General features: G+C 64.0%; 17 protein-coding genes. 7 read left to right on the top strand and 10 right to left on the bottom strand.

The genetic code is table 11. The annotated features are described in order from the left end of the window. Positions 1–32: 32 nt before the first annotated feature. From EN804_RS15350 to EN804_RS15320, 7 genes are all read right to left on the bottom strand, one after another. A complete protein-coding gene (locus EN804_RS15350) occupies positions 33–731 on the bottom strand; it encodes an SDR family oxidoreductase (RefSeq protein ID WP_135920101.1) in 699 nt (232 codons plus the stop codon). A 1-nt stretch (position 732) separates the two neighbouring features. Next, positions 733–2,136: a GH1 family beta-glucosidase gene (locus EN804_RS15345; RefSeq protein WP_135920099.1), complete on the bottom strand. Its 1,404-nt coding sequence runs from the start codon at positions 2,134–2,136 to the stop codon at positions 733–735. Beyond that, entirely contained in the window at positions 2,117–3,769 is a 1,653-nt protein-coding gene (locus EN804_RS15340) for an amino acid ABC transporter permease (protein ID WP_135920097.1), read from the bottom strand. The genes EN804_RS15345 and EN804_RS15340 overlap by 20 nt, the downstream gene beginning before the upstream one ends. Before the next feature lie 65 nt (positions 3,770–3,834). After that, a complete protein-coding gene (locus EN804_RS15335; protein ID WP_135920095.1) occupies positions 3,835–4,581 on the bottom strand; it encodes a transporter substrate-binding domain-containing protein in 747 nt (248 codons plus the stop codon). A gap of 23 nt (positions 4,582–4,604) precedes the next feature. Next, positions 4,605–5,675 (bottom strand): LacI family transcriptional regulator, encoded by a 1,071-nt coding sequence (locus EN804_RS15330; protein ID WP_135920093.1) that lies wholly within the window; start codon positions 5,673–5,675, stop codon positions 4,605–4,607. 202 nt (positions 5,676–5,877) lie between these two features. Continuing rightward, positions 5,878–6,885 carry an amino acid ABC transporter substrate-binding protein gene (locus EN804_RS15325; RefSeq protein WP_135920091.1) on the bottom strand — a complete coding sequence of 336 codons (1,008 nt, stop codon included), beginning with the start codon at positions 6,883–6,885 and terminating at the stop codon, positions 5,878–5,880. Between the two features lie 115 nt (positions 6,886–7,000). Next, positions 7,001–10,057, bottom strand: coding sequence for an aminotransferase class III-fold pyridoxal phosphate-dependent enzyme (locus EN804_RS15320; protein WP_127278762.1), 3,057 nt, complete (start codon positions 10,055–10,057; stop codon positions 7,001–7,003). A 130-nt stretch (positions 10,058–10,187) separates the two neighbouring features. On the opposite strand from EN804_RS15320, the gene EN804_RS15315 reads away from it, so the two are divergent. Further along, a complete protein-coding gene (locus EN804_RS15315; RefSeq protein ID WP_127278763.1) occupies positions 10,188–10,628 on the top strand; it encodes an Lrp/AsnC family transcriptional regulator in 441 nt (146 codons plus the stop codon). 38 nt (positions 10,629–10,666) lie between these two features. On the opposite strand, the gene EN804_RS15310 is transcribed toward EN804_RS15315, so the two are convergent. Further along, a complete protein-coding gene (locus tag EN804_RS15310; RefSeq protein WP_127278764.1) occupies positions 10,667–11,200 on the bottom strand; it encodes a TetR/AcrR family transcriptional regulator in 534 nt (177 codons plus the stop codon). A gap of 145 nt (positions 11,201–11,345) precedes the next feature. Between EN804_RS15310 and EN804_RS15305 the strand changes: the two genes are divergently transcribed. Both EN804_RS15305 and EN804_RS15300 read left to right on the top strand, forming a co-directional pair. Then, on the top strand, positions 11,346–12,629 hold the full coding sequence (locus tag EN804_RS15305) for an efflux RND transporter periplasmic adaptor subunit (protein WP_135920089.1): 1,284 nt from the start codon (positions 11,346–11,348) through the stop codon (positions 12,627–12,629). Continuing rightward, on the top strand, positions 12,626–15,709 hold the full coding sequence (locus EN804_RS15300; RefSeq protein WP_135920087.1) for an efflux RND transporter permease subunit: 3,084 nt from the start codon (positions 12,626–12,628) through the stop codon (positions 15,707–15,709). The genes EN804_RS15305 and EN804_RS15300 overlap by 4 nt, the downstream gene beginning before the upstream one ends. Before the next feature lie 105 nt (positions 15,710–15,814). On the opposite strand, the gene EN804_RS15295 is transcribed toward EN804_RS15300, so the two are convergent. Next, entirely contained in the window at positions 15,815–16,270 is a 456-nt protein-coding gene (locus EN804_RS15295) for a L,D-transpeptidase (RefSeq protein WP_127275743.1), read from the bottom strand. 343 nt (positions 16,271–16,613) lie between these two features. On the opposite strand from EN804_RS15295, the gene EN804_RS15290 reads away from it, so the two are divergent. After that, complete coding sequence (locus EN804_RS15290; protein WP_135920085.1) at positions 16,614–16,946, top strand: hypothetical protein; 333 nt, start codon at positions 16,614–16,616, stop codon at positions 16,944–16,946. Positions 16,947–16,986: 40 nt separating this feature from the next. Continuing rightward, positions 16,987–17,154: a hypothetical protein gene (locus tag EN804_RS15285; protein WP_127275745.1), complete on the top strand. Its 168-nt coding sequence runs from the start codon at positions 16,987–16,989 to the stop codon at positions 17,152–17,154. Between the two features lie 71 nt (positions 17,155–17,225). Here the strand turns inward: EN804_RS15285 and EN804_RS15280 are convergent, their stop codons facing one another. Continuing rightward, entirely contained in the window at positions 17,226–17,927 is a 702-nt protein-coding gene (locus EN804_RS15280) for a response regulator transcription factor (protein WP_127275746.1), read from the bottom strand. Between the two features lie 45 nt (positions 17,928–17,972). On the opposite strand from EN804_RS15280, the gene EN804_RS15275 reads away from it, so the two are divergent. Then, complete coding sequence (locus EN804_RS15275; protein WP_189522880.1) at positions 17,973–18,746, top strand: response regulator transcription factor; 774 nt, start codon at positions 17,973–17,975, stop codon at positions 18,744–18,746. 77 nt (positions 18,747–18,823) lie between these two features. Further along, positions 18,824–20,911 carry a PAS domain S-box protein gene (locus EN804_RS15270; RefSeq protein WP_167531408.1) on the top strand — a complete coding sequence of 696 codons (2,088 nt, stop codon included), beginning with the start codon at positions 18,824–18,826 and terminating at the stop codon, positions 20,909–20,911. Positions 20,912–20,985: the final 74 nt, after the last annotated feature.

Raw genomic sequence — 20,985 nt, 5'->3', positions numbered from 1 at the left:
GGGCATCGGCGTAGACAGGCGATACCATTTGGCTACCACCCGATATGTGTGCCATCGAAGGTCTGGAATGAGCCGCTGGCCGCAAGCGTTGCGTTGTCGATGATCGTGCGCAGGCCGCGCGCACTGTCCTGGACCGCCAGCACCGCCTGATCGCCCCCCATGTCAGTCTTCACCCAGCCCGGATGCAGTGACAACACCGTTATCCCGTCGACGCGTAAATCCTGCGCCAGTTGAGCGCTTGCCATGTTGAGCGCTGCCTTGGAGCAACGGTAGGCATAGTCGTCATCGTAATCATCAATCAGTCCCTCGGCCATCGACCCGGCACGGCTGCCGATATTGGCGATGACCCCCATGCGCCCCGCGGCCAGGTTCGGGCGCAGCGCCCTCGCCAGCAGCAGCGGACCGAGCGTGTTGGTCCGCATGACCTTCAGGAATTCGTCCGGGGCGAATCTGTACAGGCCAGGGTTTCCGCTGCGGATGGCGGCGTTGTTGACAAGCACGTCCAGCGGCCTGCCGGCGAGGCGCGAGGCAAGGTCGGAGATGGAAGCCGTATCCGCGACATCGAGTGGCTGGAACTCGATTCCATCTTCGAAACCTTGGGCCGGACGCATGCGCCCACACGCGATCACGCACCAGCCACGCTGGGCGTATTGCCGTGCCAGTTCGTGGCCCAGCCCGCGCCCGGCGCCCGTTATGAGAACCGTGCGGTCGCCTTGCCCGTCTCCAGCCAAGTCAGGCGCTCTTCGCGACGGGCGCGGTCTCCTGCCGGGCGATCATGGCATAGACGTCGCCGGAATATTTGATGTGGCGCTGCTGCGTGGCGAAATCGACATGGGTGATGCCGAAGGGCGTCGTATAGCCATAGGCCCATTCGAAATTGTCGGTCAGCGTCCAGGCGAAATAGCCGCGCACCGGCACGCCCTCGGCCGCCGCCTTGGCCACCTGCTCGAGATGGTCGACATAATAGGTTGCGCGCAGATCATCCCAGACATGCCCGTCCTTGCCGACGGTTTCCGGCGTCGTGGCGACCCCATTCTCGGAAATGTAGATCGCCGGCGGCGCATAGCCGTCGTTCACGTAGCGCAGGATGTCGTACATGCAGCGCGGCCAGATCTCGTAGTCGACCGCCGAATAAATGCCTTCCGGCTGTACCCGCCGGTAGCTCAGCGGCGCCAGTTCGTCACCCGCCGCGATCACCGAGCGGCGGTAGATGTTGATGCCCAGATAGTCGAGTGGCGCGGCGATGATCTCGTTATCTTGTGCGTGGATCGGCGGCAACAGATCGCCGTAGAGCGCCAGCATGTCCTCCGGATAAGCACCCTTGAAGACGGCGTCGAGAAACCAGCGGTTCTGGGCGCCGTCGAAGCGCCGTGTCGCGGCGACATCGCGCGGCTCGTCGCTGGCGGCCTCCGCGACGTTGAGATCGAAGACGATGCCGACCTGAGCATCCGCCACCTCGGCGCGGATGACCGGAACTGCCAGGCCATGCGCCAGCAAGGCATGATGACTGGCAGCCACGCCGCCCTTCACGCCGTCCCGGAATCCCGGCGCGTCCTCGCCGGTCGCGTGTCCCGACCAGCAGAACGTCCACGGTTCGTTGAGCGTTGTCCATTTCCTGACGCGATCGCCGAAGCTGCGGGCGGCAAGCCCGGCATAATCGGCGAAGGCGGCGGCTGTTTCCCGGTTGTACCAGCCGCCACGATCCTGCAGTGCCTGCGGCAGGTCCCAATGGTAGAGCGTTGCATAGGGCTCGATACCGGCTTCGAGCAGATCATCGATCAGCCGGTCATAGAAGGCGATGCCTTTGGTATTGACCTCGCCACGACCTTCGGGAAGAAGCCGCGTCCATGCCAAGGAAAAGCGGTAGGCGCCAAGGCCGAGCGCCTCGAGCACGGCGATATCCTCCTTCCAGCGATGATAGTGATCGCAGGCGACATCGCCGCTCGAGCCGTCCACGATCGCGCCCGGAATGCGGCAGAACCGGTCCCAGATGCTTTCGCCCTTGCCGTCAGCGTCGGGCGCGCCTTCGATCTGATAGGCCGCGGTCGCGGCGCCGAACACGAAGCCCCGGGGAAAGACCAGCCCGGAGGCGCGGGCTTCGAGGGCCCGGCGAGCGTTATCGATGCTTGATGTCATATTTTCTCTCGATGGTGCTGACGAGGCTTGCCGCGGCCAGCGTCAGGAAAATGTAGAAGATGGCGGCTGAGTTGTAGGGCGCGAACGGCAGGAAACTTGCCGATTGGAATTCCCGCATGCGCTGCGTGATGTCGCGGATCGACAGGATCGACAAGAGCGACGTGTCCTTGAGGATGGCGATCAGCTCATTGCCGAGCGGCGGGATGATGATGCGGAAGGCCTGCGGCAGCACGACCAGCCGGGCGGTGCGCCAGCCGTTGAGGCCGAGACTGTGCGCCGCCTCGATCTGGCCCGCCGGGATTGCATTGATGCCGGAGCGGAATATCTCGGCGAGATAGGCGGAATAGGCGAGCGCCATGGCGGCGATGCCGCGCACCAGGTTCGGCGGATCGACCACGCCCTGCGTCGCGTCCTTGAGCGCTCCGGCGAGCGGCAGGCCGACATAGAGCACGATGACCAGCATCGGGATGCCGCGGATCGTGTCGACGATGAATTCCGACCCGATGGACAGCGGATGCCTGCGGTGGATATGGCCGCCGAAAGTCAGCAGGCCGAGCACGATCGCCAGCACCGCGATCGTGATGCCGAACGCCTTGTCGCGGTCGTTCAACGCCTCCGTTCGCCACAGCACCTGCAGTCCGTCCGGCGCCATCGCGGCTGGAACGAGCGCAGCACTGACATCAGGGATCTTGCCGATCGCGTCGATCGCCTCCCGCGCGCCCCGAAAGGTGCGCAGCGGCACCTCATTGTTGTCGGGGCCGCCCGGAAATTGCCCATAGCGGACGGCACCGAGGATGCCGGACGGCGTGCCGGACGTGACCGCGACCTTCCCGGCGAGAGAGCCGACGAGCACGTAGCTGTCGCGCGGCTGAAGCAGGAACCACGTTGCGGCGCAAACCATGAGAATGGTTGCCGCGATGCAGGTCAGGTCGGCCCGCCAGCTGTATTTGAGCTTGAGAAGCCCGACCCAGAGCAGCCCCATCATTGCCGCCAGTATGTAGGCCGCGATGGCGGCACGGATCGTCGTGGCGACACCCGCGGCGAATGCGATATGCGCGAAAAGCAGGATAAAGACCAAGCCGACGCCATTCACCGCCGCAAGCGCCAAGCGCGCAAAACGCTGCATCGGGTTGCCGGTCTCACGACCGGCGCCGATGAAGAACACACCGAGCGCCACGATCGTCACGCCCAGATAGGCGCGCAACAGCATAGCGGCCTGACCGCGCACCATGAGGTTGGCGGCATCCGTCAATCGCCGTGGGGTGACGCCCTGAACCACCAGGTCGGAGGTGAACGGATCGACCGCGTTCGCCACGACCGATGCCGCGAAGGGATGGACCAGGCCGGTTGTCGCGAGCACCACGGCGGCGGCAAGGCTGATCCCGGCGGCAACGACCGCGAGGCGCGGCGATCTGGACGAGGCGCGCGAGAACACAACCACGGCAAGGCCGGCGATAAACGCGACGGCAAGCGCCAGGAAGCCCGGCACGAAGGCTGACGAGCCATTCTCCACGCCGAGGATGGCGCGAAGCGAGCGCTGGTAATTAACCGACGAAGCAAAGAGATAGACGATGAACGGCAACGCCGCGACGATGATCAGATTGCTGGGCCGCAGGCGCATAAGAAACTGCATCCGGTCCCGTCCTCCCGTTACCATGGCTCCGGCGCCAGGCGCCGGAGCCGAAGTCCTTCAAGCGGCTATCTTGCGCCCCAGTATTTGGCGATCAGCGCGTCGAGGCTGCCGTCGGCCTTGATCGCCTTCAGCCCTTCATTGAACGCTGCGATGTTCTCGTCGCCCTTGCGGAAGACCAGCCCCAGAGGATCGGACTGGAGATTCCTGATCGGCACCACCAGCTCGCCGGCGAATTCCTTTTCATAGGCGGCGGCATTGGCGCCGTTGATGACAACGCCGTCGACGTCCTTGTTCTTCAGCGCGATGACCGAGGCCGCGAAACTGTCGTAAGCGACCACATTGTCCTTGCCGACAATGCCCTCAGCGACCTGCGCGTCGGTGGTGTTGGCCTGCGCCGAGAGCTTCTTGCCCTTCGCCTTGAAATCATCGAGGGATAGGCCCTCGTCTTCCACTCGCATGAGCACAGCCTGGCTGTTGACGATGTAAGGATCGGAGAAATCCATCGCCTTCTTGCGTTCGTCGGTGATGGAGACGCCGGAGGCAACCAGGTCGAAACTGCCCTGGTCGAGGGCGGCGAAGATTCCGTCCCAGCCGGTGGTGACGAATTCGGCCTTGCAGTTGATCTTGCCGCAGACCGCCTTTAGGACGTCTACGTCGAAGCCGACGATCTGGCCGGTCGCCGTGTCGACACTTTCCATCGGCGGCGAGGTGGTGTCGGAACCGACCTTCAGAACCTTGCCGCCCAGGTCGGCGGCGCTGGCTGTGCCGGCTGTCAGCAGCGCAAGCGCAAGCCCGATCAGGATTTTCTTCATGCTCTTCCTCCCATTTTTGATGATTAACGGCGGTTTCGCCCGCCGAGATTGTCCGGCTGCCGGCCGATGAGCTCGGGTCTCGACACCAGGGCGAGTTCCGCCGGGTTCTCGCCCGCCATGCGCCGCAGCAGAAACTCGCCGAGCTTGCGACCGAGAAGCTCGATCGGCTGGTAGAATGTCGTGATCGGCGGAGTGAAATAGGCGCTGACGTTGATGTCGTCATAGGCGATGACGTCGACATCCACCCCGACGCGCCGTTCAAGGCTGCCCAGCGCCGACAGGACGCCCAGCGTGGTGGATTCGTTGATGCAGACCAGGGCGGTGGGCGGATTGGGCAAGCCAAGAAGCCTGAGCGCGCTGTCGCGGCCGAAGCGCGTGGACAGGTCGCCGTCGGCCACGAGGTCCATCGATGCTGCAAGACCCGCCTCGTGAAAGGCCCGCGAAAACCCGTCGATCCTGTCCAGGGCATAGGAAAGACGCCGATCCGCGTTGATCAGGGCGATACGCTCATGCCCGCCCGCGATCAGCCGCGCCGTGGCGGTGAACGCCGCCCATTCATTGTCGACATCGACATGGGCGTAGACGAGGGGCTTGCGGCAACGGCCAAGCGACACGAATGGAAAGCCGCTTTCGACCAGCATGTCGATACGGGGATCATCGGCCAGCACGCCGGAAAAGATCAGGCCGTCGGCCGCGCTCTGGTCGACGATGCGGCGGGCGATGTCGAAGGCATCGCCAAAACTCCGGAAGCCGTGCACGGACAGCTGATAGTCGCTGTCTTCCAGAGCCTGGCTTACGCCGCTCAGGATCTGCGTGTATTCGACACCGTCCCATTCATAGCCGACGGCGGACGTTATCGGCATCAGCACCGCGGCCCGATAGGTCTTGCCTGTCCTCAGCGCCATGCCCCGCGCATTCGCCTGATAGCCCAGTTCCCGCGCGGCGGCGACGATGGCATCCCTTGTCGGCCGCGCGACGACCGGCGATCCCCGCAGGGCCTTGGAAATGGTGGCGATCGAATAGCCGGTGTGGGCGGCCAACGTCTTGATCGTTGGCGAAAGCTCTCGGCGTTCGGGTTCTCTGTTCTCTGCCATCAACGGCGATCCATTCCTCAGGTCGTTATCCGTATCATCGGATAAAAACGTTTTCAACGGAAATAAAAACGTTTTTATCTGATTCCCCATGGCCAAGGGCGATGAGGGCGGCAATGCGTCGAGGTCGGGCATCACCACCCCCTTTTCACATGGGCGAGCATCGCCGGGCGCGGACCTGGGGCACCCGGTTCGCCGGCAGGTGTCAGCGTGCCGGCGGCGCGTACATCAGGCCACCGGCGTTCCACAACGCATTGATGCCCCGCGCGATTTTCAGCTGGCTGGACTGGCCGAGATTGCGTTCGAACATCTCGCCGTAATTGCCGACCTTGGCGACGATATTGTAGGCGAATGCGGGGTCGAGCCCGAGCTGTTTGCCATTGTCGCCCTCGACGCCGAGGAACCGGCGGATCGTCGGATTCTGCGACTTCAGCGAGACTTCCGCATTGGCCTGCGTGATGCCGTCCTCTTCCGCCTCGATCAGCGAAAACAGCGTCCAGCGCACGATGTCGAACCACTTGTCGTCGCCCTTGCGCACGGCTGGGCCGAGCGGCTCCTTCGAGATGATGTCCGGCAGCACCGTGAACGCGGCGGGATCGGTCAGCTTCAGGCGCTGCGCATAGAGCGCCGAGGCGTCCGTGGTGTAGACATCGCAGCGGCCGCTATCGAACGCCTTGATGATGCTGTCGGCGGAATCGATGACGACCGCCTCGTATTTCATCTGGTGCGCGGTGAAGTAGTCGGCGACGTTCTGCTCGGTCGTCGTGCCTTGTTCGGCGCAGACCGTGGCGCCTGAGAGCTTCAGCGCGCTGTCCACGCCGAGATCCTTGCGCACCATGAAGCCCTGGCCGTCATAATAGGCGGCGCCGACGAAATGGATGCCCATGCCGGTGTCGCGCGACAAGGACCAGGTCGACTGTCGCGACAGGACGTCGACGGTGCCGGCCTGCAGCGCCGTGAAGCGCTCCTTGGTCGACAGCGGCACGTAACTCACCCTGTCGGGGTCGCCGAAGACGGCGGCCGAGACCGCGCGGCAGAAATCGATATCGAAGCCGCTCCATTTGCCCTGGTCGTCGGGCGCCGAAAAGCCCGCGACGCCCTGGCTGACGCCGCAGATGATCGATCCCCTTTGCTTGACGATGTCGAATGTGTCCGCCTTGGCCGGCAAAGTGGCCGATGCGAGCAAGAGCGCGCTGACGATTGCATGTTTCATGGTTTCCTCCCTTGATGAGGCAAAGCCTCTCCTCCCGCCGGCACGTGACGCGCCGGACGTTCCTGAAATCGTTGATCCTGAATTCCGCCCGCGCGCCTCCTTGCGCGGTGTCGTCCTAAGCCCGTTCCGCCAGAACCGCGGCCAACGTCTCATCGAGAACGCCGACCAGATGATCTGCATTGGCCCTGCTGAAGATCATCGGCGGGCGCATCTTCAGCACATTGTCATGCGGCCCTTCGGTGCCGATCAGTACGCCGCGTGCCCGAACCCCGTCGTTGATGCGGCGGGCAAGGGCGGTCGCAGGTTTCTTGCTCTTGCGGTCCTCGACCAGTTCGATACCGAGGAACAGCCCCTGGCCGCGCACGTCGCCGATGATCTCGTAGCGGGCCTGCAGCGCCTTGAAGCGCGCCATGAGATAGTCGCCGATCTCCAGCGCATTGCGCCTCAGCCCGTCGCGCTCGATGACGTCGAGCACCGCGAGCCCGGCCGCGCAGGACACCGGATTGCCGCCGAAGGTGTTGAAATACTCCATGCCGTTGTTGAACGAGGCTGATATCTCCGTGGTCGTCACCACGGCCGCCATCGGGTGGCCGTTGCCGATCGGCTTGCCCATGGTGACGATGTCGGGCGTCACCCCCTGGGTTTCGAAAGCCCACCAATGGCTGCCGACACGGCCAAAGCCTACCTGCACCTCGTCGGCGACGCAGATGCCGCCGGCGGCACGCACCATCGCGTAGACTTCCCTGAGATATCCCCCGGGCAGGAACACCTGGCCGGCGACGCTGGGGATCGATTCCGCCAGGAACAGGCCGGGCGCGCGGCCTTGTCTCGCCATATCGGCGATCTGCTCGGTGACGCTCTCGGCAAACCGCTTTGCATGCTCGCCCTCCGGCCACTCCGCCGGAGCATGGTAACTGTCCGGAATGACCGCTTCGAACACATGCGCCGGGCGCCCCTTGCCGCCTTTGCGCTTGTATTTGTAAGGGCTGAGGTCGATCAGTTCCTGCGTCGTGCCGTGATAGGCCCAGTCGAGCACGATCGCCTCGCTGCGCCCGGTATGGGCACGCGCCATGCGCAGCATCAGGCTGTTGGCCTCGCTGCCCGAGCAGGCGAAGGACGCCACCGACAGGCCGGCGGGCAGCGTCGCCGTCAGCCGCTCGGCATAGGTGACGATGGCATCGTGCAGATAACGGGTGTTGGTGTTGAGCTTGGCCGCCTGCCTCGCGATCGCCTCGACCACATCGGGATGCGCATGGCCAAGGTGGCAGACATTGTTGAAGCAGTCGAGATAGGCGCGGCCGCGATCGTCGATCAGCCAGGCGCCTTCGCCGCGCACGAACTTGATCGGCTCGGAATAGGAGATGGAGAGATTGGGCAGCAGTGACGCCTTGCGTGCGGCGACGATCTCTGGACGCGACCGGCCGCTCTGGCGGAAGGTTTCGGGCGGAATTCCGGCAAGGTCCGCGGCATCGGGAAACAATTCCTTCCACACGTCGAGATAGCGCTCCTCGCCGACCCCAAGGATGTCGCGCGCGGCAAGGCTCGTATCCGTCGATATCTGGAAATGCAGATGCGGCGCCCAGCCGCCATTTTCCGCCGGCGTACCCATCTCGCCGACGAGCGCGCCGGCTTCAAGCCGGTCGCCGGCCTTCAGCCGCCGCCCAGCCTCATGCGCCATGTGCCCCCACAGCGTGACGAAAGGCGGGCAGCCCGGCGGCACATGCTCCAGCGCCACGAGACAGCCATAGCCGAGCGGATCCTCCTCGATCTCGACGCTCCTGACGGTCGCGGCGAGCGGCGTGTAGAGCCGTGTGCCCGCCGGCATGAAAAGATCGAGGCCGAGATGGTTAGCGCGGCGCGCGCCTTCGACGAAACGCGACTCGAAAATGTCGCTGGTATAGACGGTGCGAGCCTCGCCCCAGGGACCGATGCCGAGCGCGACGCCATGTTCGGCACAATAGGCATCCCACCATTCGGTCGCCTTGTCGGGCTGCTGTGTCGCCGACGTCACCGTCATCGGATTTTGCGGATCGCCATAGGGCACGAGCGCCTTGGCAAGCGTCGCCGGGTGACGGTCGAGGATCGGCAGAAGTTGCGTGCGGTTGGCCGCGATCCAGCCTGTCACGGCGCGCGCTCCGGAGGCGGCTTCGAAGCCGCAGGCATGGCGCAGGATCGCCGTCGCGAAGCGCCGGTTCATCCTGCCCAGACGACGCAACAGCCGCCAGGCCGGTGCTTCCGAGATCGACAGGTAGGGATTGTCGGCTGTGCGGTCCTTGCGTGCCGCCGACAGCGTCACCGAGGTGACGAGACGCATCGCAATGAGATCGAAGAGCAGGTCGAGTTCTTCCTCACGCAATGGATACTCGGCATGGAAGCCGGCGGCGAGACGGGCGGCGGCGCCGATCGGATCCTCTGCATCGAGGATGGCATAGGCGCAGGCGACGGCAACCTCGGCGATGAGCACGCTGTGCAGCGCATCGCCGAAATCGATCAGCCCGGCGACACGCTCGGGCCTTTCGAGATCGACGAGCACGTTCCAGTCATTGGCATCATTGTGAATGACTTGCGCCCGCAATGCCGACAGCCGGGGCGCCACCTCGGCATCGAAATGATCGAGGAACCGCTCCAGCAAGGCGCGGTCCTGTTCGTCGTCAATGTGGTGAAGGCGTTGCCGCGCGGCACCTGCCTGGCGAATGTCCCAGTCGAAAGAGCGCAATGCGCCGGGATGGATGAAGCCTTGCAGGGCACGATCGAGCCGGCCAAGCGCGCCGCCCAGGCTTTCCAGCAGCGCCGGACTGGACGTGCTCTCGGCCAGCGGCCGTCCGGGAAGCCATGACACCAGGCGCACGGCATGATCTTCGCCGCCCGGCACTTTTGTATGGGCCAGCGAAGCGCCCCGCCCCGTCTTCCTGAGACGCGGCACGGCGAGGTCCGGACTATGGCGCTCCAGATGATCGAACAACGCGGTCTGGAATTCACTTTCGACGAGCGGCTCGCTGGCGTTGACGATCTTCAGGATCCAGAGCGATTGGTCTGGAGCGGTCAGCTTGAAATTCCGGTCGCGTTCGCTGTCGAGCGGTGTGACGCTGCCGGCAATGCCGAAGTGCCGCGTTGCGATATCGACGGCCTCGGTCTGCGAGATTTGAGGCGCTGGGTATGAGACGTTGGTCATCGGGCAATCCGGATCTGATTTGTCAAGCTTGGCATGGGCCAGAAAATCGGGCATCCGGCAAAGCGTCGGTTATACCGGCACAATGACCGCATTGACCGGCACATTGACGGAACCGTATGGAGCGCGCGCAATGAAGGAACTGGACGCCAAGGACAGGGACATTCTCGGCATCCTGTCGAAGGAGGCGCGCATCCCGCTGAAAACGCTTGCGGGGCGCATCGGCCTGTCGCGCAGCGCGACGAGCGAACGGGTTGCCTCGCTGGAAAAGAGCGGCGTTATCAGAGGGTATCGGGCCGATATCGGCCAACTGGACCCAGGGTTGATCCGCGCCTTTCTGCTGGTAACGCTCATCCGCACGCCGTCGATCGGCATTCTCGACCAGCTGGCGCGCTATCCGGAGGTCCGGCGGGTATCATCAGTCAGCGGCCAGCTCGATCTCATCGTCGAGGTCGAAGTACCGTCGATCGACCGCCTCAACACACTGCGCGACCTCGTTGCCACTCTCGGCGGCGTCGAGGACCTGACAACCGCGATCGTCCTGCGCCGGGATATCGAACGCGCCGTCGACTGAACGACGGCTGCGGCGGCGTCCTTCGCCGGCCAGGCAGCCTATTTGGCGATATCGAGAAGTGAGGATACCAAAAGCTCGCGTTCGTCCTTCGACAGCACGTCGGAATCGAACAGGTTCATGCTGCGCAGTCCTTCGATGGCGAGATAGCAGACCAGCAGCGATTTGAGGTCCGGCGTCTCGCCTTTCAGGCGCTCGAAAAGCTGCCGCTTGAATGTCTTTATCGGCGTCATGAAATCGGGATCCTCGGCGATCGCCGAAAAGATCCAGGATGCGGACGGCTGCTTTTCCTCGCAATCCTCCGCTGACAGCTTGATATAGACGGCGAGGGGATTTTTGTCGTTGTCGTTGCTGTTCGCCGATTCCAGCGCTTGCTCGAAATCGCGTAGATAACCTTCGACAAGGCCCTGCATCAATTTGGCCTTGGTGGGAAAATTGTAGAGCAGTCCGCCCTTCGACACGCCGGCGCGGCTGGCGACGGCATCAAGCGACAGGCTACCAGGCCCGGATTCCCGGGCAACATCAGCCGCCGCGGCGAGAATCTTCTCGCGCGAATTCGGTCGTTGGGCTCTCATGGCGCCTCCCTAAGCAAGCTTAGGCCCAATTGACAAGACCGTCCAGACGGTACAGTAAGGCCGCCATTATTTGAAATCGGGACCTGCGGTCGATATGTGTCCTGATGTCCGCGCTTCGCGCCGGATTTCGACTGAGGGGACTTCCTTGTTCAAGCGCATACTCCGTATCTTTCTCATTATTGTGGTCCTTGCCGTGCTCGTCATCGTGGTCGGCGGCATCGTCGGCTTCAACTTCCTGCGCGACAACGGCATCAAGCAGTATTTCGCCACCATGAAGCCGCCGGCGGCGACCGTGTCGACGACCATCGCCAAGCCGTCGAACTGGACGCCGGGCGTCGAGGCCATAGGTACTGTCAGCGCGGTGCGTGGCGTCGACCTGACCGTCGAAACCGCCGGCATCGTCAAGGAGATCCTCTTCCATGCCAACCAGAAGGTTGCGGATGGCGCGGTCCTGCTGCAGCTCGATGATGCCGTCGAGCGGGCCGATCTCGAAGCGACGAAGGCGCAAGTGGCGCTCGTCGAGACGGCACTGACGCGCGCCGTCGAACTGCAGAAGCGCGGCGTTAATGCGGAAGCTACGCTCGACACAGCGCGGGCGACGGCATCGGCCACCGCCGCGCAGGTGAACAAGCTGCAGGCGGTGCTTGACCAGAAGCAGCTGAGGGCGCCGTTCAGCGGCACGGTGGGCATCCCCAAGATCGATCTCGGCCAGTACCTAGCGACCGGCACGTCCGTGGTAACCTTGCAGGATCTGGACACGATGCGGGTCGACTTCTCGGTTCCCGAACAGCAGCTGCCGTTGCTCCAGATCGGCCAGACCGTTCGGCTTGGCCAGGGCGGCGGCGACATGCCTTTCGCCGGCAAAATCCGTGGCATCGACCCCAAGATCGACCCGTCCAGCCGGCTGGTGAACATCCGGGCGGAAGTCGCCAATCCCGAAGGCAGATTGACCCCTGGCCAGTTCGTGCAGGTGCGTGTCGAGCTGCCCGAGGAGCAGGACGTGCTGTCACTGCCGCAGACGGCGCTGACCACCAGCCTCTATGGCGACTACATCTTCGTGGTGCAGCCGGCCAAACCCGCCGGGGCGGCCCCGGCACAGCCGGCCAAGCCGGAGGAAAAGCCAGCCGCGGCGGCCACCGACAAGCCGGCGGATGCCAAGCCAGCGGACAAGGCCGCTTCCGACGCCGCCAAGCCGGCCGATCCGGCCAAGCCGGCGGCGGAAGCCGACAAGCCGGCGCTGGTCCTGTCACAGGTCTTCGTCAAGCCCGGCCGCCGCAATCAGGGCATGGTCGAGATCGTCGAGGGTCTGAAGGCCGGCGACGAGGTCGTCACCGCGGGTCAGAACCGGCTCTTCAACGGCATGTCCGTCAACGTCGACAACACGATCGATCCGACCAAATCGGCGAACAAGCAGGCCGACCAGCAATGAGCTTTTCCGATCTCTTCATCCGCCGGCCCGTCCTTTCGACGGTCCTTGCCTGCATGATCCTGCTGCTCGGGTTCCAGGGCATCTTCAACCTGTCGATCCGGCAGTATCCAAAGGTCGACGAAACGGCGATCACCATCACGACGGCCTATCCGGGGGCCAGCGCCGACCTGATCCAGGGCTTCATTTCCGCCCCGATCGCGCGCGCCGTCGCCTCGACCGAGAACATCGACTACGTCACCTCGTCCAGCCGTCCGTCCTCCAGCACCGTGACGGTGCAGATGAAGCTCGGTTCCAATCCCGACGTGGCGCTGACCGAAGTGCTGTCCAAGGTCCAGGGCGTGCGCGGCACCTTGCCGGACGCCTCCAAGGACCCGGTCATCGTCAAGGGTACGGGTCAGCAGTTCGCGATGATGTACATCTCGATGCAGAATCCGAACATGACCAAGGAGCAGCTGACCGAGTATATCGAGCGCGTCATCAGGCCCCGCATGTCGACGGTCGAAGGCGTCGCCGACGTGCAGATCTTCGGCGCCCAGGAATACTCGATGCGCGTCTGGATCGACCCGGTCAGGCTCGCCGCCCGCGGCGTGACGGCTGCCGAGGTGCTGACGGCGATCAACAACTCCAACTTCCTGTCGGCGCCCGGCAACACCCAGAACGAATATGTCGTCTCTTCTATCACGGTGCGCTCGACGCTGCAGACGCCCGAGGCGTTCGCGGCTCTACCGCTACGTTCGACCGACGGCAACGTAGTGCGCCTGCGCGATGTGGCTCGCGTCGAACTCGCCGCCGCCAACACCGACACAAGGGTCTCCTTCAACGGCAAGCCCGGCACCTTCCTCGCCATCTTCCCAACCCCGGCGGCCAATCCGCTGACCACCGCGGCCGCGCTCACCAAGCTCGTCCCGCAGATTCAGGAGACGCTGCCCAAAGGCATGACGATCGAGGTCGTCTACGACGCGACCGGTCAGATCAGCGCCTCGATCGACGAGGTGTTCAAGACCATCGGCGAGGCGGTTGCCATCGTCGTCATCGTCATCCTGCTGTTCCTCGGTTCGTTCCGCTCGGTGATGATGCCGATCATCACCATCCCGCTGTCGCTGATCGGCGTCTGCTTCCTTTTGTTCGCGGTGGGCTATTCGATCAATCTTCTGTCGCTGCTGGCCATGGTGCTGGCGATCGGCCTTGTCGTCGACGACGCCATCGTGGTGGTGGAAAACATCCACCGCCACATGGAAGAAGACCACATGCCGCCCATGCAAGCGGCCTTCAGCGGCATGCGCGAGATCGCGTCGGCCATCGTCGCCATGACCATGACGCTGGCCGCCGTGTTCGCGCCGCTGGCCTTCACCGGCGGCCTGACCGGCGCCCTGTTCCGCGAATTCGCGGTGACGCTTGCCGGATCCGTGGTGCTGTCTGGCGTCATTGCCATCACCATTACGCCGATGATGTCGGCGCGCCTCCTGAAGCCCGGCAATGCCGGCCGCTTCCAGCGCATCGTCGACGGCACCTTCTCGCGTGTCGAGCACGTCTATGAGCGCGCCGTCACGGGGTCTTTGAACTATCGCCCGCTGACGCTGCTCATTGTGCTGGCGCTTGTCGGCGTGACCGGCTTCATGTTCACCAAGACCTCGACGGAACTGGCGCCGGAAGAAGATCAGGGCTTCCTGCTCTCGCTGGTGACGGGGCCGCGCTATGCGACCTCCGATTACACCGAGACCTACGTCAACCAGATCCTGGGCCTGGTGAAGGATATCCCCGAAACACGGGCGCAGTTCTCCGCCGTCGCGTTCGGCGGCACGACCAACAGCGCCTTCGTCGGTTTTGCCTTCAAGGATTGGGCGGAGCGGAAGCGCAATTCGAAGGAACTGCAGGCCGACATTACGGCTCGTATCGCCAAGGTGGCGGGTGTCCAGGCCTTTGTCTTCGCGCCGCCGACGCTACCAGGCTCCGGCGGCGGCTTGCCGATCTCCATGGTGGTGCGCTCGACCGGCGATTCCGCTCAGGTGTTCGAGGAAGCCGAGAAGATCAAGAACAAGGCGCAGGCCTCGGGCCGCTTCATCGTCGTCCAGAATTCGATGGCCTATGATGCGCCGCAGGTGACGGTGACCATCGACCGCGACCGCGCCGCCGCCCTCAACCTGCCGATCGCCGATATCGGCCGCACGCTGACGCTGCTGGTCGGCGGCGCTGAAGTGGCGCAGTTCGACCGCGACTCCAACAGCTACGACATCATTCCGCAGGTGCCGCAGGAATTCCGCGACAATCCCGAAAAGCTCGGCCAATACTTCGTACGCAGCGTGACGGGCGAGATGGTGCCGCTGTCGGCCGTGGTCACGATTTCGAACAATGCCTCGCCGGCGGCCATCGAGCAGTTCAACCAGTTGAATTCGTCGACGATCTCGGCGCTGCCGCTGCCCGGTGTCACCACCGGCGACGGTTTGAAAGTCCTCGAGGACATTGCGAAGGAGAGCCTGCCCGACACCTTCTTCATCGACTATTCCGGCCAGTCCCGGCAGGAGAAGGAACAGGGCAACACGATCCTGATCGCTTTCGGCGCGGCCGTCATTGTCATCTATCTGGTGCTGGCGGCGCAGTTTGAAAGCTTCCGCGATCCGCTGATCATCATGATGGCGGTGCCATTGTCGATCTTCGGCGCGATCGTGCCGCTCAATTTGGGCCTCGGCACGCTCAACATCTACACCCAGGTCGGACTGATCACGCTGATCGGCCTGATCACCAAGCACGGCATTCTGCTGGTCGAATTCGCCAACCAGCAGCGAGAACTGCATGGCATGCGGCGGCGTGACGCCATCATCGCCTCGGCCAAGGTGCGCCTGCGGCCGATCCTCATGACGACGGCCGCGATGGCGCTGGGCGTGGTGCCGCTGATCGTTTCCAGCGGTGCCGGTGCCGCGGCCCGCTATTCGATGGGCCTCGTCATCTTCACCGGCATCCTGGTCGGCACCATGTTCACGCTGTTCGTCGTGCCCATGTTCTACACCTTCATCGCCAGCAAGGACCTGCCGCATCTGGCGGAAAAGCCGGATCCGAAGCTGATGCCGGCGCTGCCGAGCTGACGCACAGGACGCAAGAAACAAAAAGAGGCCGGAATTTTTCCGGCCTCTTTTTTTGGCGGTCGCTCCAGCAGCTCCGGCATATGGCCGAGCGCGGCAACCTGCCTGCTACTTGACGATGACGATGCTGGTGTTGGCCGGCCCGAAGGTCTCGACAAGCTGGTAGAAATCGGCGGCATTGTCCGGATGCAGCCGCACGCAGCCATGCGAGGCCGGCTGGCCGAGGCGCTTGATGGCATAGGTGGCATGAACCGCGTAGCCACCGCTGAAAAAGACCGAATGCGGCATCGGCGCGTTGTCGTACTTTTTCGAATACCACATCTCGTGCATGCGCGTCGGCTTGAACGAGCCGGTCGGCGTCACATGCGCCCTGTCGCCGGTGGAAACCTTCCAGGCGAAGGTCGGCCGGCCGTCGACCGAGACTTCCATGACCTGCTGCGACAGCGAAACGCGTGCCACGACGGTGTTGGCGGCATGGGCGGCGTTTGCGCCGAACAGAAGCACGCTGCCCATGAACGCGGCGGCGGTGATGTTGATGAGCTTTGCGGAAATGGCGGTGTGCATGACGTCCCCTCTCTCTGCCGATCAGGCCGGCTCCAATTCGATGGGTGGCTTATCCCTCCCGCATGTTTCGGTGATATTTCGCGAAATACGCGTTTGTGTTTCGAATTTGTTTCCCCTGGTTAACAGAGCAATCGGTATCGTCGGCAACTATCCCATCCGAAACACGTGGTCAGGGATGACGTACATAGGTATTCATACCGAAACGAAAGTTCGACTTGCCGCTATATGAAAGGATGGAGGCGAATTTCGAAACCAAACTGCAACAAAGCGCGGCTTTTGGCGGCATGATCCGGATACGGACGGGAGGCAAAAGTTGACCCAACGAAAGCAGACGGCAACGACCATGGGAACGAAAACGAACACGCGGTCCTGGCTCTTCAGGATCAGCATCGCGGCGGCGGCCATCGGCGGCGTCGGCAGCATTGCCCGCCGCCCGGCGGCGAAGCTGGCAGCGATGAGTTCGAGCGAGATTTCGACCCTGCACGTCGCTCTGTTTTGCGCCCCGGTCTGGATTGTTTCCAGCCTGCGCATCGCCCGGTTGAAGGCCCTCTGGCGGGTTGGCCTTCGGCTGCTGGTTTTGCGCGGCCCCTCCGGCAACTTGCTGCCGAGAGGACCGAAGGCCCGCGCCGCGACGGGGGGCTCCGTGGGCGGCGCGGGCACTTCGGGAGTTTCCTGAAGCGACCCGCGACACCGGCATTTTTTGGGGAATTCCGACGATGAAAACGAAATTCGCAGCTTCCGTGCTTTCCGCGCTGCTCTATGCGCAGGGTCTGCTCGGCTTTGCCGCACTCGCCAGCGTGCTCCTCAAGGAACGCGCTCACGCAAGCGAGTTCGTCGCCGGCGGCGACATGGCCTCGGGTCCGTCATTGCTGGTGGTGCGCTGAACCTCGCGCGCATCGGCGCGGAAATGGAAGGGCCGATGCTGATCCGGGGAACAAGCGGGAAAAGGCAGCCGTCAGTCGGCGAACTGCCGCGGCGGATCGAACCTGTAGCCGGCGCCGCGTATGGTGGTGATGGTCTCGGTATCGAGCTTGCGGCGCAGCCGCACGATGCGCGAGTCGATCGAGCGATCGAAGGCGTCGGCATTCTCGGCCGGCGCCGCCGCGATAATGTCGTCACGCGTCAGCACCTTGCGCGGGCTCGCCAGGAACAGCCTGAGCAGCGCCACCTGGCCGGGCGAGAGCTGCTCCTGCGTACCGGAGCGATGCATGACGATCGCCGATCTCAGATCGACGGTCGCGTTCTCCAGCACGATCAGTTCCTGGGTGCCCCTGCCACGCCGCGAAAGCAGGCCGCCGACACGCGCGGCGAGTTCCCTGACATTGAGCGGACTTTCGACGACGTCGGCGGCACCGAGCTCCAGCGCGAGCACCTTGTCGAGGAGATCGGCCGGCCGGCATATCAGGATGAAATCCGGTCCATGTTCGCCGCCCCCGCCTTGGCCGCCATAACGCCTGAGCAGATCCCGCCCTTCCGCCTGGCTGAGGCTATCCCCGACGACGACGACATCGATGCCTCTGCCCTCCAGCAGCGATTCCGCCTCCCAGGGCTGCCGCGCCTGACGCACGTCATGGCCGCGCCGCTCAAGATGGTCGGCAAGCTCGGTCGCCACGACCTCGGCGACGGAAACAAGCGCGATGACGGCTCGTGCGGCCATGTTTTCCAACCGTTCCCTGGCAACCGGATATGAGTGCTGGACATCATGTTTATACCCAATCTACTTTCCACTGAAAGTGGGAGCGAGAGCATCGTGCGGGCAAGAATTGTCATCGTCGAGGACGAGCCCGACCTGAGGGACGCGGTCGCCGAATATCTCGGCGCCGCGGGCTATGATGTGGCGACCGCGGAAACCGCGGCCGCCGCGCGCAGCCTGATCGAGACGCAGCCCTTCCATCTGGCCATCCTCGACATCGCCATGCCTGGCGAGGATGGCCTGTCGCTCGGCCGCTGGCTGCGCTCGAAAATGCCGATCGGCATCATCTATGCGACCGCCGCCGGCACCGCGCTCGACCGCATCGTCGGGCTGGAACTCGGCGCCGACGACTATATCGTCAAGCCGTATGAACTGCGCGAGGTGCTGGCCAGGGTGCGCAGCGTGCTGCGCCGTGTCCCGCAGCCGATAGAGCCGCAGGACAGGAAAGCCAGGACCGACCGCCGCTCCGTCGCCTTCGGCCCCTTCCAGGCCGATCTCGACGGCAGGCTGGTCACCGGCGCCAACGGCACTGTGATCGACATGGCCAAGAGCGAATTCGACGTGCTGGAGGTTTTCCTGACCCGCGCCAACCGGCTCTTGACCCGGGCTGCGATCTCCGAGGCGATCGGCTTCACCGAGGATCCGGAATCATCGCGCGCCGTCGACATCCGCATCATGCGTCTGCGCAAGAAGATCGAGACGGACCCGGCCAATCCGAAATTCCTGCGCACGGTACGCGGCGAAGGCTATATCTTCTCGCTGCCGACCGGCGACGGCAACTGAGCGCCAGACCCACGGGGGTTCCGCTCCACGGCCGTTGCCAGCCGATCGATGGCGTGACTCTGGAATAGCGGCTGACAATGACGGGCGACACGGCAAGCACGGATATGCAGGGTTTCAGGCAAGGCGCGGCGATGGCGGCCGTGCGTGTCGTGCGCCGGCTGCGCGAGGCAGGCGACTGGCAGCGCGAAATGGACGGCGTATTGGAAACGCTGTGCCACGCCATGGAATGCCAGCGCGGCATCCTGTTCCGCTTGCGCGAACTGCCCGGCCAGGGTTTCGCTCAGTCGGTCGCCGCCTATTGGATCGACCCCGATTTTGGCGGCGAACTGGCCTCACCGACCGTCATCATGCAGTCGATCGTCAATTCGGATCCGCTGCTGGAGCGGCTGGCCGAGGATGAGCGGCAAGGCAAGATATTCGCCGGGCATACGCGTGATCTCTCGGGGTTCCTGAGGGCCGATTTCGAAAAGCAGAACATCAAGTCGTTCCTGTCGGTGTCGGTCTTCGCGCACGGCCATCTCTGGGGCACGCTCGCGGTCAATGATTGCGTCGAGGAGCGTGAATGGACCGATGAGGAAGAGGCGACGCTGCACATCATCGCGCTCGCCATCGGCGACGCCATCGAACACTCCCCTTCCGACGCCCATGCCAGCGAGGTGATCCGCCGCACCATGCTGCAGGCCTCGCTCGACGCCATCATCGTCATCGACGAGGCCGGATCGATCATCGAATTCAATCCGGCCGCGGAAAAGATGTTCGGCTTCCAGCGCAGCGAAATCCTCGGCAAGGACCTGCTCGATACCGTCGTTCCGGAATATTACCGCAAGGGCTATTCCTCGGGCGCCGACTACATGTCCGGCCGCGGCGCGCCCATGGTCGGCCAGCGGCTCGAGACGGTGACGCAGAATGCCGCCGGCGAGGTCTTTCCGATCGAGCTGACGGCGACCGAGATGCGGGTCGCCGACCGCCGGCTGATCTTCGGCTCCATCCGCGACCTGCGCGAGAGGCTGCGCGCCGAGGAGGAGATCAACCGGCAGCGCGAGAAGCTGCACCAGAACGAGAAGATGGCGGCGATGGGCTCGCTGCTCGCGGGCGTCTCACACGAACTCAACAACCCGCTGGCCGTGGTGGTCGCGCAATCGACGCTGCTGCATGAATTCGCAAGCGATCCGCAGACCAAGGTGCGCGCCGAAAAAGTGCGCGCCGCCGCCGAGCGCTGCGGGCGCATCGTCAAGAGCTTCCTGTCGATGGTCCGCCTCCATCCGGCGGCGCAGGCCGAGACCGATCTCAACCAGGTGATCCGCGCCGCTCTCGAAGTGACCGCCTATGGCGCGCGCTCGAGCGGCATCATCATCGATACCGATTTCGCACCGGGTCCCTTGCTGGCCATGGCCGACGCCGACCACGTGACGCAGGTGGCGGCCAATTTCCTCATCAACAGCCAGCACGCCCTGGCTGGCGTCGCCGGCGATCGGCTGATCAAGGTGCGGAGCTTCCGTGGCGACCGGGGCAATCCCGGCTTCTCGGTCGAGGACAACGGCCCCGGCATTCCCGAAGCCATCCGCTCCCGCATCTTCGAATCCTATTTCACCACCAAGCCGGTCGGTGTCGGCACCGGCATCGGCCTGTCGATTTCGAAATCCATCATCGAGCGGCACAATGGCAATGTCTGGTTCGAGGAAGTGCAGCCGAGAGGCGCGCGTTTCGTCGTCCAGTTGCCCGCTATCTCGGCAGGCATGATCGCAGCTGGCGAAAGCCAGCCGCGATCGAGCGGCCTGCGCCATGCCCTGATCATCGATGACGAGCCTGACGTCGCCGGGTCCTTGTCCGACATTCTCGAATTGATGGGCATCAAGTCGCGGATCGCGCCGGTCTGGGAATCGAGCGCCGCCACCTTGAGCGGCCACATGCCGCCTGACATCGTCTTTTCGGATCTGCGCATGCCCGGCACATCAGGCATTTCGATCTACCGCGAACTGCTCGCCGAGCGCCCCGACCTGGCGCGGCGCTTCGTGCTGGTCACCGGCGACCTCATCGGCGCGAAGGCGGAAATCGAGGCGTTGCCGGCGCAGCAGCGGCCCCAGATCCTCGAAAAACCGTTCAGCACGCTGGATGTACGCAGCGTGCTTTCGACCATTGCCGAGCAGGCCGCGTTGAAAGCATAAAAAGAGGCCCCCGGCCGACGTGCGGCGGGAGCCGAGGAGAGCGCTGGAGGTGCGCTCGGGGAGGTCAGGGTATG

The sequence above is a fragment of the Mesorhizobium sp. M8A.F.Ca.ET.161.01.1.1 genome, from assembly GCF_004792105.1.
In the GTDB taxonomy this organism is placed as follows: domain Bacteria; phylum Pseudomonadota; class Alphaproteobacteria; order Rhizobiales; family Rhizobiaceae; genus Mesorhizobium.
This window is presented reverse-complemented; position numbering and strand designations above follow the sequence as displayed.

What these genes read in the sequence shown, in the direction of transcription:
- EN804_RS15345 (WP_135920099.1), bottom strand. Translation starts at nt 2,136, where the DNA reads ATGACATCAAGCATCGATAACGCTCGCCGGGCCCTCGAAGCCCGCGCC.
- EN804_RS15340 (WP_135920097.1), bottom strand. Translation starts at nt 3,769, where the DNA reads ATGCAGTTTCTTATGCGCCTGCGGCCCAGCAATCTGATCATCGTCGCG.
- EN804_RS15335 (WP_135920095.1), bottom strand. Translation starts at nt 4,581, where the DNA reads ATGAAGAAAATCCTGATCGGGCTTGCGCTTGCGCTGCTGACAGCCGGC.
- EN804_RS15330 (WP_135920093.1), bottom strand. Translation starts at nt 5,675, where the DNA reads ATGGCAGAGAACAGAGAACCCGAACGCCGAGAGCTTTCGCCAACGATC.
- EN804_RS15325 (WP_135920091.1), bottom strand. Translation starts at nt 6,885, where the DNA reads ATGAAACATGCAATCGTCAGCGCGCTCTTGCTCGCATCGGCCACTTTG.
- EN804_RS15320 (WP_127278762.1), bottom strand. Translation starts at nt 10,057, where the DNA reads ATGACCAACGTCTCATACCCAGCGCCTCAAATCTCGCAGACCGAGGCC.
- EN804_RS15315 (WP_127278763.1), top strand. Translation starts at nt 10,188, where the DNA reads ATGAAGGAACTGGACGCCAAGGACAGGGACATTCTCGGCATCCTGTCG.
- EN804_RS15310 (WP_127278764.1), bottom strand. Translation starts at nt 11,200, where the DNA reads ATGAGAGCCCAACGACCGAATTCGCGCGAGAAGATTCTCGCCGCGGCG.
- EN804_RS15300 (WP_135920087.1), top strand. Translation starts at nt 12,626, where the DNA reads ATGAGCTTTTCCGATCTCTTCATCCGCCGGCCCGTCCTTTCGACGGTC.
- EN804_RS15295 (WP_127275743.1), bottom strand. Translation starts at nt 16,270, where the DNA reads ATGCACACCGCCATTTCCGCAAAGCTCATCAACATCACCGCCGCCGCG.
- EN804_RS15290 (WP_135920085.1), top strand. Translation starts at nt 16,614, where the DNA reads ATGGGAACGAAAACGAACACGCGGTCCTGGCTCTTCAGGATCAGCATC.
- EN804_RS15285 (WP_127275745.1), top strand. Translation starts at nt 16,987, where the DNA reads ATGAAAACGAAATTCGCAGCTTCCGTGCTTTCCGCGCTGCTCTATGCG.
- EN804_RS15280 (WP_127275746.1), bottom strand. Translation starts at nt 17,927, where the DNA reads ATGGCCGCACGAGCCGTCATCGCGCTTGTTTCCGTCGCCGAGGTCGTG.
- EN804_RS15275 (WP_189522880.1), top strand. Translation starts at nt 17,973, where the DNA reads ATGTTTATACCCAATCTACTTTCCACTGAAAGTGGGAGCGAGAGCATC.
- EN804_RS15270 (WP_167531408.1), top strand. Translation starts at nt 18,824, where the DNA reads ATGACGGGCGACACGGCAAGCACGGATATGCAGGGTTTCAGGCAAGGC.